12 protein-coding genes, 1 tRNA gene and 1 pseudogene are annotated in these 15,704 nt (G+C 58.0%); all 14 read left to right on the forward strand.

The window, feature by feature from the left end; translation table 11 throughout:
- A pseudogene (locus tag ACIPZB_RS26970) lies at positions 1-111 on the forward strand (elongation factor Tu); the annotation flags it as partial.
- 54 nt (positions 112-165) lie between these two features.
- Positions 166-241, forward strand: a tRNA-Trp gene (locus ACIPZB_RS26975).
- 44 nt (positions 242-285) lie between these two features.
- Positions 286-654, forward strand: a complete 369-nt coding sequence (gene secE / locus ACIPZB_RS26980) for a preprotein translocase subunit SecE (protein WP_008089117.1) — start codon at positions 286-288, stop codon at positions 652-654.
- Positions 655-663: 9 nt separating this feature from the next.
- Positions 664-1,197: a transcription termination/antitermination protein NusG gene (gene nusG / locus ACIPZB_RS26985; RefSeq protein WP_003255501.1), complete on the forward strand. Its 534-nt coding sequence runs from the start codon at positions 664-666 to the stop codon at positions 1,195-1,197.
- Positions 1,198-1,316: 119 nt separating this feature from the next.
- On the forward strand, positions 1,317-1,748 hold the full coding sequence (gene rplK / locus ACIPZB_RS26990) for a 50S ribosomal protein L11 (protein WP_003255500.1): 432 nt from the start codon (positions 1,317-1,319) through the stop codon (positions 1,746-1,748).
- The gene (rplA, locus tag ACIPZB_RS26995; RefSeq protein WP_008089131.1) at positions 1,748-2,443 is read left to right on the forward strand and encodes a 50S ribosomal protein L1; all 696 of its coding nucleotides are present in this window, start codon (positions 1,748-1,750) and stop codon (positions 2,441-2,443) included. Before rplK ends, rplA begins: the two co-directional genes overlap by 1 nt.
- A 197-nt stretch (positions 2,444-2,640) precedes the next feature.
- Complete coding sequence (rplJ, locus tag ACIPZB_RS27000; RefSeq protein ID WP_008089133.1) at positions 2,641-3,141, forward strand: 50S ribosomal protein L10; 501 nt, start codon at positions 2,641-2,643, stop codon at positions 3,139-3,141.
- A gap of 78 nt (positions 3,142-3,219) precedes the next feature.
- Positions 3,220-3,585 (forward strand): 50S ribosomal protein L7/L12, encoded by a 366-nt coding sequence (gene rplL / locus ACIPZB_RS27005; RefSeq protein ID WP_003255496.1) that lies wholly within the window; start codon positions 3,220-3,222, stop codon positions 3,583-3,585.
- A 219-nt stretch (positions 3,586-3,804) separates the two neighbouring features.
- Entirely contained in the window at positions 3,805-7,878 is a 4,074-nt protein-coding gene (gene rpoB, locus ACIPZB_RS27010) for a DNA-directed RNA polymerase subunit beta (RefSeq protein ID WP_400643461.1), read from the forward strand.
- A 64-nt stretch (positions 7,879-7,942) separates the two neighbouring features.
- Entirely contained in the window at positions 7,943-12,142 is a 4,200-nt protein-coding gene (rpoC, locus tag ACIPZB_RS27015; protein WP_400643462.1) for a DNA-directed RNA polymerase subunit beta', read from the forward strand.
- A 211-nt stretch (positions 12,143-12,353) separates the two neighbouring features.
- Positions 12,354-12,725 carry a 30S ribosomal protein S12 gene (gene rpsL / locus ACIPZB_RS27020; protein WP_003255492.1) on the forward strand — a complete coding sequence of 124 codons (372 nt, stop codon included), beginning with the start codon at positions 12,354-12,356 and terminating at the stop codon, positions 12,723-12,725.
- A gap of 106 nt (positions 12,726-12,831) precedes the next feature.
- On the forward strand, positions 12,832-13,302 hold the full coding sequence (rpsG, locus tag ACIPZB_RS27025; RefSeq protein WP_008089143.1) for a 30S ribosomal protein S7: 471 nt from the start codon (positions 12,832-12,834) through the stop codon (positions 13,300-13,302).
- 30 nt (positions 13,303-13,332) lie between these two features.
- Positions 13,333-15,477: an elongation factor G gene (gene fusA / locus ACIPZB_RS27030; protein ID WP_008089145.1), complete on the forward strand. Its 2,145-nt coding sequence runs from the start codon at positions 13,333-13,335 to the stop codon at positions 15,475-15,477.
- A 27-nt stretch (positions 15,478-15,504) separates the two neighbouring features.
- Positions 15,505-15,704 (forward strand): GTP-binding protein (locus ACIPZB_RS27035; protein ID WP_400643463.1); only part of this gene is annotated, 200 nt, incomplete at its 3' end.

The raw sequence follows: 15,704 nt of genomic DNA on the forward strand, positions 1-15,704 counted from the left end.
ATGACTGTCACTCTGATCAAGACCATCGCAATGGAAGACGGTCTGCGCTTCGCTATCCGTGAAGGCGGTCGTACCGTCGGCGCCGGCGTCGTAGCAAAAATTATTGAATAAGTAGTTGATTTACTTGATCAGGCCGGTATAATGGCCGGCCTGATACAGCGTTACAGGTCAGTAGCTCAATTGGCAGAGCGACGGTCTCCAAAACCGTAGGTTGGGGGTTCGATTCCCTCCTGACCTGCCATTCACCTCAGTGTGATTGGCTTTCTTCTTACAGGATCCTCCCCGATGACTCCCAAAACTGAAGCCCAAGAATCGCGTTTTGATCTGTTCAAGTGGCTGGCTGTAGTGGCTTTGGTTGTTGTTGGTGTTGTGGGTAATCAGTATTACTCCGCCTCTCCAATCCTGTATCGTGTCCTCGCACTTCTCGCCCTGGCTGCTGTCGCAGGCTTCGTAGCTCTGCAGACTGCGAAGGGTAAGTCGTTCTTTGCGTTGGCGAAGGAAGCTCGTACTGAGATCCGTAAAGTCGTGTGGCCGACCCGCCAGGAAACCACCCAGACCACGCTGATTGTCGTGGCTGTCGTGCTGGTTATGGCACTGCTGCTGTGGGGTCTCGATTCCCTGCTCGGCTGGGCGGTCTCCCTGATCGTTGGCTAAAGGTGTCCCGTGGCTAAGCGTTGGTATGTTGTGCATGCTTACTCGGGTTACGAGAAGCATGTAATGCGCTCCCTGATCGAGCGCGTCAAGCTGGCTGGCATGGAAGACGGTTTCGGCGAGATCTTGGTCCCGACCGAAGAAGTCGTTGAAATGCGTAACGGCCAGAAGCGCAAGAGTGAGCGTAAATTCTTCCCTGGCTATGTACTGGTCCAGATGGAGATGAACGAAGGGACTTGGCACTTGGTCAAGGACACCCCTCGTGTGATGGGCTTTATTGGTGGTACTGCAGACAAGCCTGCACCGATCACTGATAAAGAAGCTGAAGCTATCCTGCGTCGCGTAGCCGACGGCAGTGACAAGCCGAAGCCGAAGACGCTGTTCGAGCCAGGTGAAGTGGTTCGAGTCATTGACGGTCCGTTCGCTGACTTCAATGGCAGTGTCGAAGAAGTTAACTACGAAAAGAGTCGCCTCCAGGTGGCGGTGCTCATTTTCGGTCGCTCTACCCCGGTAGAGCTCGAGTTCAGCCAGGTCGAAAAGGTCTAGGCGGACGAAGCATCCCATACCCCGCAGCCCTGTGTGCTGCGGGGTTTTGTCGTCACTGGGATAAAACGCAAGTCATCCGGGGAGCCTTCTGGCGTTCGTACCCGAAATTGGAGTAGCTCATGGCTAAGAAGATTCAGGCTTACATCAAGCTGCAAGTTAAGGCCGGCCAGGCCAACCCAAGCCCACCCGTTGGTCCAGCACTGGGTCAACACGGTGTGAACATCATGGAATTCTGCAAGGCCTTCAACGCCCGTACTCAGGGTCAAGAAGCCGGCCTGCCGACTCCTGTGATCATCACTGTTTACAGTGACCGTAGCTTCACTTTCGAGACCAAGAGCACCCCTGCCTCGGTTCTGCTGAAGAAAGCTGCTGGCCTGACCAGTGGTTCGGCTCGTCCGAACACCGTCAAAGTCGGTACCGTTACCCGCGCTCAGCTGGAAGACATCGCCAAAGCTAAACAGGCTGATCTGACCGCTGCTGACCTGGACGCTGCTGTACGCACCATCGCTGGCTCTGCCCGCAGCATGGGCCTGAACGTGGAGGGTGTGTAATGGCTAAGCTGACCAAGCGCCAAAAGGCCATTGCTTCGAAAATCGAAGCTGGCAAAGTTTACAACTTCGAAGACGCAGCCGCGCTGCTGGCCGAACTGTCCACCGTGAAGTTCAGCGAATCCTTCGACGTTGCCGTCAACCTCGGTGTTGACCCGCGTAAATCCGACCAGGTCGTTCGTAGCGCTACCGTGCTGCCACACGGCACTGGCAAGACCGTACGTGTTGCTGTCTTCACCCAGGGTCCAGCTGCTGAAGCCGCTCTGGCTGCCGGCGCTGACCGTGTAGGTATGGACGATCTGGCTGCCGAAATGAAAGGCGGCGACCTGAACTATGACGTCGTCATTGCATCGCCTGATGCCATGCGCGTTGTTGGTCAGCTGGGTCAGGTTCTGGGTCCTCGCGGCCTGATGCCTAACCCGAAAGTCGGTACCGTGACTCCAGACGTCGCCACGGCTGTCAAAAACGCCAAGGCTGGTCAGGTTCGCTATCGTACCGACAAAAACGGTATCATCCACACCTCCGTTGGCAAGGTCGGCTTTGAAGCTGGCAAGCTGAAGGAAAACGTTGAAGCCCTGATCGCTGATCTGAAGCGTATCAAGCCAGCTTCTTCGAAAGGTATCTACGTCAAGCGCGTTACCCTGAGCACCACCATGGGCCCAGGTCTGGTCATCGATCAGAGCTCGCTGAACGCGTAAGACCATGGCGGTGCGACTCGTCGCGCCGCCAGCAAAAATTGGGGTCCCTGCCTGGCGGGGGCTATCCAAGACCGTAGGCGGCGCAAGCCTTAAACCACCAGCCTACGCAGATGGTGCTCCCGATTCGTTACCGAATCAGACACCAAAACGACATCCGGCTTCGGCCAGATGAAACGGTAAAAACCAGGAGTAAACCCGTGGCAATTAAACTCGAAGACAAGAAGGCCATCGTCGCTGAAGTCAACGAGGCTGCCAAAGTCGCTCTGTCCGCTGTCGTGGCCGATGCCCGTGGTGTGACTGTAAGCGCAATGACCGGACTCCGTAAAGAGGCCCGCGAAGCTGGCGTTTACGTACGTGTCGTACGTAACACCCTGCTCAAGCGCGCAGTTGAAGGCACCGAATTTTCGATCCTCAACGACGCGTTCAAAGGCCCGACCCTGATTGCTTTCTCCAACGAACACCCGGGCGCTGCTGCTCGTCTGTTCAAAGAGTTCGCCAAGGGTCAGGACAAGTTCGAGATCAAGGCAGCTGCGTTTGACGGCAATTTCATTGCCGCCAACCAGATCGATGTACTGGCTACCTTGCCGACCCGTGACGAAGCTATCGCACGTCTGATGAGCGTTATTCAAGGCGCTACCAGCAAGCTGGCTCGTACTCTGGCGGCCGTTCGCGACCAGAAAGAAGCTGCTGCTGCCTAAGGCCGCGTAACCTCTTTCAAAATCATATGTTTAATTTGATGGCTGCGTAGGCTGTCACCCCAATACAGGATTTAAGTCATGTCCCTGACTAACGAACAAATCATCGAAGCAATCGGCCAGAAAACCGTTCTGGAAGTTGTTGAGCTGATCAAAGCAATGGAAGAAACCTTCGGCGTTACCGCTGCTGTTGCCGCTGCTGGCCCAGCTGCTGCTGCTGCCGTTGTTGAAGAGCAGACCGAGTTCAACGTTGTTCTGGTTGAAGCCGGCGACAAGAAAGTGAACGTGATCAAAGCCGTTCGCGAACTGACCGGTCTGGGCCTGAAAGAAGCCAAAGAGAAAGTCGACGGCGCTCCTCAGGTCGTAGCTGAAGGCGTTTCGAAAGAAGCCGCTGAAGACGCTAAGAAGAAGCTGGAAGAAGCAGGCGCTAAAGTCGAGCTGAAGTAATCTCGACTTTGCGACGCCAGCCGGAGCGTTGAGCGAAGGCTGATGGCTGGTGGCTTATGCCACCGGCCTTTTTCCGTTATTGGCGGTCGGCCAGGTCGGCCCCGATAACAAGCTGCAAGACACCCATGTGGGTGGCGCAAACCAAGGGGGTTGCACGATTTTCTGGCTGCTCCCGCCGGGAGAAGCCAAACAAGCAGGTGACCAAGCTGGGGAACGCTGATGGCTTACTCATACACTGAGAAAAAACGTATCCGCAAGGACTTTAGCAAGTTGCCGGACGTCATGGATGTGCCTTACCTCCTGGCCATCCAGCTGGATTCGTATCGCGAATTCCTGCAAGCGGGAGCATCCAAGGATCAGTTCCGCGACGTCGGCCTGCACGCGGCCTTCAAGTCGGTATTCCCGATCATCAGCTACTCCGGCAATGCTGCCCTGGAGTACGTAGGCTATCGCCTGGGCGAACCAGCCTTCGATGTGAAGGAATGTGTCCTGCGTGGCGTGACCTTCGCGGTCCCACTGCGGGTCAAGGTGCGCCTGATCATCTTCGACAAGGAATCGTCGAACAAAGCGATCAAGGACATCAAAGAGCAAGAAGTCTACATGGGTGAAATCCCCCTGATGACTGAGAACGGTACCTTCGTTATCAACGGTACCGAGCGTGTAATCGTTTCCCAGCTGCACCGTTCGCCTGGTGTGTTCTTCGACCACGACCGTGGCAAGACTCACAGCTCGGGCAAGCTGCTGTACTCCGCTCGCATCATTCCATACCGCGGTTCGTGGCTGGACTTCGAGTTCGACCCGAAAGACTGCGTATTCGTGCGTATCGACCGTCGCCGCAAGCTGCCGGCCTCGGTATTGCTGCGCGCGCTGGGCTACAGCACCGAAGAAGTTCTGAACACCTTCTACACCACCAACGTGTTCCACATTTCCGGCGAGAAACTCAGCCTGGAACTGGTGCCTCAGCGTCTGCGTGGTGAAGTTGCGGTCATGGATATCCATGACGACAGCGGCAAGGTCATTGTCGAGCAAGGTCGCCGTATTACCGCGCGCCACGTCAACCAGCTCGAGAAGGCCGGTGTCAACCAGCTGGACGTACCCATGGAATACGTCCTGGGTCGCACCACTGCCAAGGCCCTCGTGCATCCGGCTACCGGCGAGATCCTGGCCGAGTGCAACACCGAGCTGACCACCGAGCTGCTGATCAAGATCGCCAAGGCTCAGGTCGTCCGCATCGAGACCCTGTACACCAACGACATCGACTGCGGTCCGTTCATCTCGGATACCCTGAAGATCGATACCACCAGCAACCAACTGGAAGCGCTGGTCGAGATCTACCGCATGATGCGTCCAGGCGAGCCGCCAACCAAGGACGCCGCCGAGACCCTGTTCAACAACCTGTTCTTCAGCGCCGAGCGGTACGACCTGTCCGCCGTTGGCCGCATGAAGTTCAACCGTCGTATCGGTCGCACCGAGATCGAAGGTTCGGGCGTACTGAGCAAGGAAGATATCGTCGAGGTCCTCAAGACCCTGGTCGACATCCGTAACGGCAAAGGCATTGTCGATGACATCGACCACCTCGGTAACCGTCGCGTACGTTGCGTCGGCGAGATGGCCGAAAACCAGTTCCGTGTTGGCCTGGTGCGCGTCGAGCGCGCGGTCAAGGAACGCCTGTCGATGGCCGAAAGCGAAGGCCTGATGCCGCAGGACCTGATCAACGCCAAGCCGGTTGCGGCGGCGGTGAAAGAGTTCTTCGGTTCCAGCCAGCTCTCGCAGTTCATGGACCAGAACAACCCGCTCTCCGAGATCACTCACAAGCGTCGTGTCTCCGCACTCGGCCCTGGTGGTCTGACCCGTGAGCGTGCAGGCTTTGAAGTCCGTGACGTACACCCGACCCACTACGGCCGTGTGTGCCCGATCGAGACCCCTGAAGGTCCGAACATCGGTCTGATCAACTCCCTGGCAGCCTATGCCCGCACCAACCAGTACGGCTTCCTGGAAAGCCCGTACCGCGTGGTGAAGGAAGGCGTGGTCAGCGACGACATCGTGTTCCTGTCGGCGATCGAAGAAGCCGATCACGTCATCGCCCAGGCTTCGGCCGCGATGAACGAGAAGAAGCAGCTGATCGACGAGCTGGTAGCGGTCCGTCACCTGAACGAATTCACCGTCAAGGCGCCGGAAGACGTCACCCTGATGGACGTTTCGCCGAAGCAGGTTGTTTCCGTTGCTGCCTCGCTGATTCCGTTCCTCGAGCACGACGACGCCAACCGTGCGTTGATGGGTTCGAACATGCAGCGTCAGGCTGTACCAACCCTGCGTGCCGACAAGCCGCTGGTAGGTACCGGCATGGAGCGCAACGTTGCTCGTGACTCCGGTGTCTGCGTGGTTGCTCGCCGCGGTGGTGTGATCGACTCGGTCGACGCCAGCCGTATCGTCGTTCGCGTCAATGACGACGAAGTCGAGACCGGTGAAGCAGGTGTGGATATCTACAACCTGACCAAGTACACCCGTTCGAACCAGAACACCTGCATCAACCAGCGTCCGCTGGTAAGCAAAGGTGACAAGGTCCAGCGCAGCGACATCATGGCCGACGGCCCGTCCACCGACATGGGTGAACTGGCACTGGGTCAGAACATGCGCATCGCGTTCATGGCGTGGAACGGCTTCAACTTCGAAGACTCCATCTGCCTGTCCGAGCGTGTGGTTCAGGAAGACCGCTTCACCACCATCCACATCCAGGAACTGACCTGTGTGGCGCGTGACACCAAGCTTGGCCCAGAGGAAATCACTGCGGACATCCCGAACGTGGGTGAAGCCGCACTGAACAAGCTGGACGAAGCCGGTATCGTCTACGTCGGTGCTGAAGTCGGCGCTGGCGACATCCTGGTCGGCAAGGTCACGCCAAAAGGCGAAACCCAGCTGACGCCGGAAGAAAAACTGCTGCGCGCGATCTTCGGTGAGAAGGCCAGCGACGTTAAGGACACTTCCCTGCGCGTGCCAACCGGCACCAAGGGTACCGTCATTGATGTACAGGTCTTCACCCGTGATGGCGTCGAGCGCGACAGCCGCGCCCTGGCCATCGAGAAGATGCAGCTGGACGAGATCCGCAAGGACCTCAACGAAGAGTTCCGCATCGTCGAAGGTGCAACCTTCGAGCGTCTGCGTTCTGCCCTGAACGGCCAAGTGGTCGATGGTGGCGCGGGCCTGAAGAAAGGCACCGTGATCACCGACGAAGTACTGGACGGTCTGGAGCACGGCCAGTGGTTCAAACTGCGTATGGCCGAAGATGCACTGAACGAGCAGCTGGAAAAAGCTCAACAGTACATCGTCGATCGCCGCCGTCTGCTGGACGACAAGTTCGAAGACAAGAAGCGCAAGCTGCAGCAGGGCGATGACCTGGCTCCAGGCGTACTGAAGATCGTCAAGGTCTACCTGGCAATCCGCCGTCGCATCCAGCCGGGTGACAAGATGGCCGGTCGTCACGGTAACAAGGGTGTCGTCTCGGTGATCATGCCGGTCGAAGACATGCCGCACGACGCCAACGGTACTCCTGTCGACGTCGTACTGAACCCGCTGGGCGTACCTTCGCGTATGAACGTCGGTCAGATTCTCGAAACCCACCTGGGCCTCGCGGCCAAGGGTCTGGGCGAGAAAATCGACCGGATGATCGAAGAGCAGCGCAAGGCCGCTGAACTGCGTGGCTTCCTCACCGAGATCTACAACGAGATCGGTGGTCGTCAGGAGAACCTGGAAGAGTTCACTGACGAAGAGATCCTCGCCCTGGCCCACAACCTGAAGAAAGGCGTGCCAATGGCTACTCCGGTCTTCGATGGTGCCAAGGAGCGCGAGATCAAGGCCATGCTGAAGCTGGCGGACCTGCCAGAAAGCGGCCAGATGGTGCTGTTCGATGGCCGTACCGGCAACAAGTTCGAGCGTCCTGTGACCGTTGGTTACATGTACATGCTCAAGCTGAACCACTTGGTGGACGACAAGATGCACGCGCGTTCCACTGGTTCCTACAGCCTGGTTACCCAGCAGCCGCTGGGTGGTAAGGCGCAGTTCGGTGGTCAGCGTTTCGGGGAGATGGAAGTGTGGGCGCTGGAAGCATACGGCGCGGCATACACCCTGCAAGAAATGCTCACAGTGAAGTCGGACGACGTGAACGGCCGTACCAAGATGTACAAGAACATCGTGGATGGCGATCACCGTATGGAGCCGGGCATGCCCGAGTCCTTCAACGTGTTGATCAAAGAGATCCGTTCGCTCGGTATCGATATCGATCTGGAAACCGAATAACACGTGACGCGAAGGGGGGTGGGGCAGGTAATGCCCGCTCCCTGCTCCGCCAGGAGGAAAGGCCTTGAAAGACCTACTGAATTTGCTGAAAAACCAGGGTCAAGTCGAAGAGTTCGACGCCATCCGCATCGGTCTGGCGTCGCCTGAAATGATCCGTTCGTGGTCGTTCGGTGAAGTTAAGAAGCCGGAAACCATCAACTACCGTACGTTCAAGCCTGAGCGTGACGGCCTGTTCTGCGCCAAGATCTTTGGCCCAGTCAAGGACTACGAGTGCCTGTGCGGCAAGTACAAGCGCCTCAAGCACCGCGGCGTGATCTGCGAGAAGTGCGGCGTTGAAGTTGCCCTGGCCAAGGTTCGTCGTGAGCGCATGGCGCACATCGAACTGGCCTCGCCGGTTGCCCACATCTGGTTCCTGAAGTCGCTGCCGTCCCGTATCGGCCTGCTGATGGACATGACCCTGCGTGATATCGAGCGCGTGCTCTACTTCGAGAGCTACGTCGTTATCGATCCGGGCATGACCACCCTCGAGAAGGGCCAGCTGCTGAACGACGAGCAGTACTTCGAAGCGCTGGAAGAGTTCGGTGACGACTTCGACGCCCGCATGGGTGCCGAGGCTGTCCGCGAGCTGCTGCACGCTATCGACCTGGAGCACGAGATCGGTCGCCTGCGCGAAGAAATTCCGCAGACCAACTCGGAAACCAAGATCAAGAAGCTGTCCAAGCGCCTGAAGCTGATGGAAGCTTTCCAGGGCTCGGGCAACCTGCCTGAGTGGATGGTCCTGACCGTCCTGCCAGTACTGCCGCCGGACCTGCGTCCGCTGGTTCCGCTGGATGGCGGCCGCTTCGCGACCTCCGACCTGAACGACCTGTATCGTCGGGTGATCAACCGTAACAACCGTCTGAAGCGCCTGCTCGATCTGTCGGCGCCAGACATCATCGTGCGCAACGAAAAGCGCATGCTGCAGGAAGCGGTCGACGCCCTGCTGGACAACGGCCGTCGCGGTCGCGCCATCACTGGCTCGAACAAGCGTCCGCTGAAGTCCCTGGCCGACATGATCAAAGGTAAGCAAGGTCGCTTCCGTCAGAACTTGCTCGGTAAGCGTGTGGACTACTCCGGCCGTTCGGTAATTACCGTTGGCCCGACCCTGCGTCTGCACCAGTGCGGTCTGCCGAAGAAGATGGCCCTGGAACTGTTCAAGCCGTTCATTTTCGGCAAGCTGGAAATGCGTGGTCTGGCGACCACCATCAAGGCCGCCAAGAAGATGGTCGAGCGCGAGCTGCCAGAGGTGTGGGACGTTCTCGCCGAAGTGATTCGCGAACACCCCGTACTGCTCAACCGTGCGCCAACCCTGCACCGTCTGGGTATCCAGGCGTTCGAGCCAGTGCTGATCGAAGGTAAGGCTATCCAGCTGCACCCGCTGGTCTGCGCCGCGTACAACGCCGACTTCGACGGTGACCAGATGGCCGTTCACGTGCCGCTGACGCTGGAAGCCCAGCTTGAAGCGCGCGCGCTGATGATGTCGACCAACAACATTCTGTCGCCAGCCAACGGTGAGCCAATCATCGTTCCGTCGCAGGACGTTGTACTGGGTCTGTACTACATGACCCGTGAAGCCATCAACGCCAAGGGCGAAGGTCGCGTGTTCGCCGACCTGCAGGAAGTCGACCGCGTATTCCGCGCCGGCGAAGCCGCCCTGCACGCGAAAATCAAGGTCCGTATCAACGAGACCGTGAAAGACCGCGATGGCAGCATCACCAAGAACACCCGTATCGTCGACACCACCGTCGGCCGTGCGCTGCTGTTCCAGGTTGTACCGGCAGGCCTGCCGTACGATGTGGTCAACCAGCCGATGAAGAAAAAGGCGATCTCCAAGCTGATCAACCAGTGCTACCGCGTGGTTGGTCTGAAAGAGACCGTTATCTTCGCTGACCAGTTGATGTACACCGGTTTCGCTTACTCCACCATCTCTGGCGTGTCCATTGGTGTGAACGACTTTGTCATCCCGGATGAGAAAGCGCGCATCATCAACAGCGCCACCGATGAAGTGAAGGAAATCGAAAGCCAGTACGCCTCCGGCCTGGTAACCCAGGGCGAGAAGTACAACAAGGTCATCGACTTGTGGTCCAAGGCGAACGACGAAGTGTCCAAGGCGATGATGGCCAACCTCTCGAAAGAGAAGGTCATCGACCGCGAGGGCAAGGAAGTCGAGCAAGAGTCCTTCAACTCGATGTACATGATGGCTGACTCCGGTGCGCGGGGTTCCGCAGCCCAGATCCGTCAGCTGGCCGGTATGCGTGGTCTGATGGCCAAGCCGGACGGCTCGATCATCGAGACGCCGATCACCGCGAACTTCCGTGAAGGTCTGAGCGTACTCCAGTACTTCATCTCGACTCACGGTGCTCGTAAGGGTCTGGCGGATACCGCCTTGAAGACCGCTAACTCCGGTTACCTGACTCGTCGTCTGGTAGACGTCGCACAAGACTTGGTCGTGACCGAGATCGACTGCGGCACCGACCACGGCCTGCTGATGACGCCGCACATTGAAGGCGGTGACGTTGTAGAGCCGCTGGGTGAGCGTGTACTGGGCCGTGTAATCGCCCGTGACGTGTTCAAGCCAGGCACCGAGGACGTCATCGTTCCGGCCGGTACCCTGGTCGACGAGCAGTGGGTTGAGTTCATCGAGCTGAACAGCATCGACGAAGTGATCGTGCGTTCGCCGATCAACTGCGAAACCCGCTTCGGTATCTGCGCCAAGTGCTACGGTCGTGACCTGGCACGTGGTCACCAGGTGAACATCGGTGAAGCTGTCGGCGTTATCGCTGCACAGTCGATCGGTGAGCCGGGTACCCAGCTGACCATGCGTACGTTCCACATCGGTGGTGCTGCAAGCCGTACTTCGGCTGCCGACAGCGTCCAGGTGAAGAACGGCGGTATGGTCCGTCTGCACAACCTGAAGCAGGTTGAGCGTGCCGATGGCAACCTGGTTGCTGTATCGCGTTCCGGCGAGTTGGCCATTGCCGACGAGTTCGGTCGTGAGCGTGAGCGCTACAAGCTGCCTTACGGTGCGGTGATTTCGGTCAAGGAAGGTGACAAGGTCGAAGCTGGCGCAATCGTCGCCAAGTGGGACCCGCACACCCACCCGATCGTTACCGAGCTGAAAGGTACCGTGACCTTCGTGGGCATGGAAGAAAACATCACCATCAAGCGCCAGACCGACGAACTGACCGGCCTGACCAACATCGAAGTTCTGGACGTCAAGGATCGCCCTGCCGCAGGCAAGGAAATCCGTCCGGCAATCAAGATGGTCGACGCCAACGGCAAGGATCTGTACCTGCCAGGTACCGACGTACCGGCTCAGTACTTCCTGCCGGCCAACGCCTTGGTCGGTGTGGCTGACGGTGCACAGATCGGTGTTGGTGACGTTATCGCGCGTATCCCGCAAGAAACGTCGAAGACCCGTGACATCACCGGTGGTCTGCCACGCGTTGCCGACTTGTTCGAAGCGCGCCGTCCGAAAGAAGCCTCGATTCTGGCTGAAGTCAGCGGCACCATCGCGTTCGGTAAGGAAACCAAGGGCAAGCGTCGTCTGGTCATTACTCCGACCGACGGTAGCGATCCGTACGAAGAGCTGATTCCGAAGTGGCGCCACCTGAACGTCTTCGAAGGCGAACAGGTAAACCGCGGCGAAGTTATCTCCGACGGCCCGAGCGATCCGCACGACATCCTGCGTCTGCTGGGTGTGAGCGCGCTGGCGAAGTACATCGTCAACGAGATCCAGGACTTTTACCGTCTGCAAGGCGTTAAGATCAACGACAAGCACATCGAGACCATCCTGCGTCAGATGCTGCGCAAGGTCGAGATCTCCGAGTCGGGCGATTCCAGCTTCATCAAGGGCGACCAGATGGAACTGACTCACGTACTGGTCGAGAACGAGCGTCTCGCCGGCGAAGACAAGTTCATCTCGAAGTTCACCCGTGTGCTGCTGGGTATCACCAAGGCCTCGCTGTCGACCGAGTCGTTCATCTCCGCGGCTTCCTTCCAGGAAACTACCCGCGTACTGACCGAAGCGGCGGTAACCGGCAAGCGCGATTACCTGCGCGGCCTGAAAGAGAACGTGGTCGTGGGTCGTCTGATCCCGGCTGGTACTGGTCTGGCCTACCACAGCGAGCGCAAGCGTCGCCGTGATGCCGACAAACCGCTGCGCGTAAGTGCCAGTGAGGTGGAAGCCGCACTGACCGAAGCGCTGAATTCCAGCGGTAACTAAGTACAGGGCAGGGCCCCGGCAAGCCCCGAACGGTCGTCGGCGACATGAATTGTTGCCGATGACCGGGCGGGGAGGGCCGGGGCCTCGTCTTGACTGGGTGCAAGATCCTCCGTAGACTTTTGTACCCTTAAATTTGGTGAGGCTCCGTCTCGCCAATTTTTGGCTTTCTTGCAAGACAATAGAGTCGCAAGACAATCAGTGGAGCTAGTAGATGGCAACTATCAACCAGCTGGTACGTCAGCCGCGTAAGCGTTCGGTCGAGAAGTCCGACGTTCCTGCGCTGCAGAACTGCCCGCAACGTCGTGGCGTGTGCACCCGCGTGTACACCACCACGCCGAAAAAACCTAACTCGGCACTGCGTAAAGTATGCCGTGTGCGTCTGACCAACGGTTTCGAGGTTTCCTCGTACATCGGCGGTGAAGGCCACAACCTGCAAGAGCACAGCGTCGTCCTGATCCGTGGCGGCCGTGTAAAAGACTTGCCAGGTGTTCGTTACCACACCGTTCGCGGCTCTCTGGATACTTCGGGCGTTAAAGGCCGTAACCAGGGTCGTTCGAAATACGGTACCAAGCGTCCGAAGTAATCGGCCGTTTGCAGACATCCATTTTTTTGAGTCGATAAGAGTAAGGTCGGGCAGGGGTCGAAGACCCACGTCCCGGGCTAACCTGAAGACCGTTTGAGGGCTTATCATGCCAAGACGTCGTGTAGCAGCAAAACGTGAGATTCTGGACGATCCTAAATACGGATCCCAAATCCTCGCCAAGTTCATGAACCACGTGATGGAAAGCGGCAAGAAGGCCGTGGCCGAGCGCATCGTTTACGGTGCACTGGACAAGGTCAAAGAGCGCAAGAACAGCGACCCCCTGGAAATCTTCGAGAAAGCTCTCGACGCCATCGCTCCGCTGGTCGAAGTAAAGTCCCGCCGTGTCGGCGGTGCCACTTACCAGGTTCCGGTTGAAGTTCGTCCATCCCGTCGTAATGCTCTGGCAATGCGCTGGCTCGTAGACTACGCCCGCAAGCGTGGCGAGAAGTCGATGGCCCTGCGCCTGGCTGGCGAGCTGCTGGATGCTGCCGAAGGCAAAGGTGCTGCAGTCAAGAAGCGTGAAGACGTGCACCGTATGGCTGAAGCCAACAAAGCGTTCTCGCACTACCGCTTCTAATTCAAGCATCAATCATTTTGCGAGGGCTTTATGGCTCGTACTACAGCAATTAACCGCTACCGTAACATTGGTATCTGTGCCCACGTTGACGCGGGCAAGACTACCACTACCGAGCGGATCCTGTTCTACACAGGTCTGAGCCACAAGATGGGCGAGGTGCATGACGGCGCCGCGACCACCGACTGGATGGTGCAGGAGCAGGAGCGCGGTATCACCATTACCTCCGCTGCCGTTACCACCTTCTGGAAAGGTTCCGTTGGTCAGTACGACAACTACCGCGTAAACGTCATCGATACCCCCGGCCACGTTGACTTCACCATTGAAGTAGAGCGTTCGCTGCGCGTACTCGACGGCGCGGTCGTTGTGTTCTGCGGCACCTCCGGCGTTGAGCCGCAGTCCGAAACCGTATGGCGTCAGGCCAACAAATACGGCGTTCCACGTGTTGTTTACGTGAACAAGATGGACCGTGCCGGTGCAAACTTCCTGCGCGTCGTAGGTCAGATCAAGAACCGTCTGGGTCACACCCCGGTTCCTGTTCAGCTGGCCATCGGTTCGGAAGATAACTTCCAGGGTCAGGTCGACCTGATCAAGATGAAGGCTATCTACTGGAACGACGACGACAAAGGCACCACCTACCGCGAGGAAGAAATTCCTGCGGACATGCTCGAGCTGGCCGAAGAATGGCGCGCGAACATGGTTGAAGCGGCTGCCGAGTCCAGCGAAGAGCTGATGAACAAGTACCTGGAAGGCGAAGAGCTGACCGTCGAAGAGATCAAGGCAGGCCTGCGTGCGCGCACCCTGGCCAGCGAGATCGTTCCGGCTGTCTGCGGTTCGTCGTTCAAGAACAAGGGCGTTCCCCTGGTTCTCGACGCCGTCATCGACTACCTGCCTGCTCCGACCGAGATCCCTGCAATCCAGGGTATCAACCCGGACGACAAGGATCTGGATAAAGAAGATCCGGCTGTTCGCAAGGACGAGCGTCATGCAGACGACAACGAGCCGTTCTCGGCCCTGGCGTTCAAGATCGCGACTGACCCGTTCGTTGGTACTCTGACCTTCGTTCGCGTCTACTCGGGTGTTCTGACCTCTGGTGACTCGGTCATCAACTCGGTCAAGGGCAAGAAAGAGCGCGTTGGTCGTATGGTCCAGATGCACGCCAACCAGCGTGAAGAGATCAAGGAAGTGCGCGCTGGCGACATCGCTGCACTGATCGGCATGAAGGACGTGACCACAGGCGAAACCCTGTGCAACGCTGACAAGCCAATCATTCTTGAGCGTATGGACTTCCCTGAGCCGGTCATTTCGCTCTCCGTCGAGCCGAAAACCAAGGCTGACCAGGAGAAGATGGGTATCGCACTGGGCAAACTGGCCCAGGAAGACCCGTCGTTCCGCGTCAAGACCGACGAAGAAACCGGCCAGACCATCATCTCCGGTATGGGTGAGCTGCACCTGGACATCCTCGTTGACCGCATGAAGCGCGAGTTCAACGTCGAAGCCAACATCGGCAAGCCGCAGGTTTCGTACCGCGAGAAGATCACCAAGTCCAACGTCGAGATCGAAGGCAAGTTCGTTCGTCAGTCGGGTGGTCGTGGTCAGTTCGGTCACTGCTGGATCCGTTTCTCGGAGCCGGAAGTCGACGAGAAGGGCAACATCACCGAAGGTCTGGTGTTCTCCAACGAAGTCGTTGGTGGTGTGATTCCTAAGGAATTCATCGCCCCGATCCAGAAGGGTATCGAAGAGCAGATGAAAAACGGCGTTGTTGCCGGTTATCCTCTGATCGGCCTGAAGGCCACGGTATTCGACGGTTCGTACCACGACGTCGACTCCAACGAAATGGCGTTCAAGATCGCCGCATCGATGGCAACCAAGCAGCTGGCCACTAAGGGCGGCGGCGTGGTTCTCGAGCCGATCATGAAGGTCGAAGTTGTAACCCCGGAAGACTACTTGGGTGACGTGATGGGTGACCTGAACCGTCGTCGTGGTCTGGTCCAGGGTATGGATGAGTCGGTCTCCGGCCGCGTCGTCCGTGCTGAAGTACCGCTCGGAGAGATGTTCGGTTACGCAACCGACGTTCGTTCCATGTCTCAGGGTCGCGCAAGCTACTCCATGGAATTCTCCAAATACGCCGAAGCTCCGTCGAACATCGTCGAAGCACTCGTTAAAAAACAAGGCTAATCCCCTTTAGGCAAGAGGTTCACTGTCGTGGCTAAAGAAAAATTTGATCGTTCCCTTCCCCACGTTAACGTCGGCACCATCGGCCACGTTGACCACGGTAAAACCACTCTGACCGCAGCTCTGACTCGCGTTTGCTCCGAAGTTTTCGGTTCGGCAATCGTTGAGTTCGACAAGATCGACTCGGCTCCGGAAGAAAAAGCGCGCGGTATTACCATCAACACCGCTCA

This window comes from Pseudomonas sp. NPDC089396 (assembly GCF_044749545.1).
In the GTDB taxonomy this organism is placed as follows: Bacteria; Pseudomonadota; Gammaproteobacteria; order Pseudomonadales; family Pseudomonadaceae; genus Aquipseudomonas.

Bases quoted from the DNA above. Each gene is read 5' to 3' on its own strand.
- secE (WP_008089117.1), top strand. From the start codon at position 286: ATGACTCCCAAAACTGAAGCCCAAGAATCGCGTTTTGATCTGTTCAAG.
- rplA (WP_008089131.1), top strand. From the start codon at position 1,748: ATGGCTAAGCTGACCAAGCGCCAAAAGGCCATTGCTTCGAAAATCGAA.
- rplK (WP_003255500.1), top strand. From the start codon at position 1,317: ATGGCTAAGAAGATTCAGGCTTACATCAAGCTGCAAGTTAAGGCCGGC.
- rpsL (WP_003255492.1), top strand. From the start codon at position 12,354: ATGGCAACTATCAACCAGCTGGTACGTCAGCCGCGTAAGCGTTCGGTC.
- rpsG (WP_008089143.1), top strand. From the start codon at position 12,832: ATGCCAAGACGTCGTGTAGCAGCAAAACGTGAGATTCTGGACGATCCT.
- rpoB (WP_400643461.1), top strand. From the start codon at position 3,805: ATGGCTTACTCATACACTGAGAAAAAACGTATCCGCAAGGACTTTAGC.
- rplL (WP_003255496.1), top strand. From the start codon at position 3,220: ATGTCCCTGACTAACGAACAAATCATCGAAGCAATCGGCCAGAAAACC.
- fusA (WP_008089145.1), top strand. From the start codon at position 13,333: ATGGCTCGTACTACAGCAATTAACCGCTACCGTAACATTGGTATCTGT.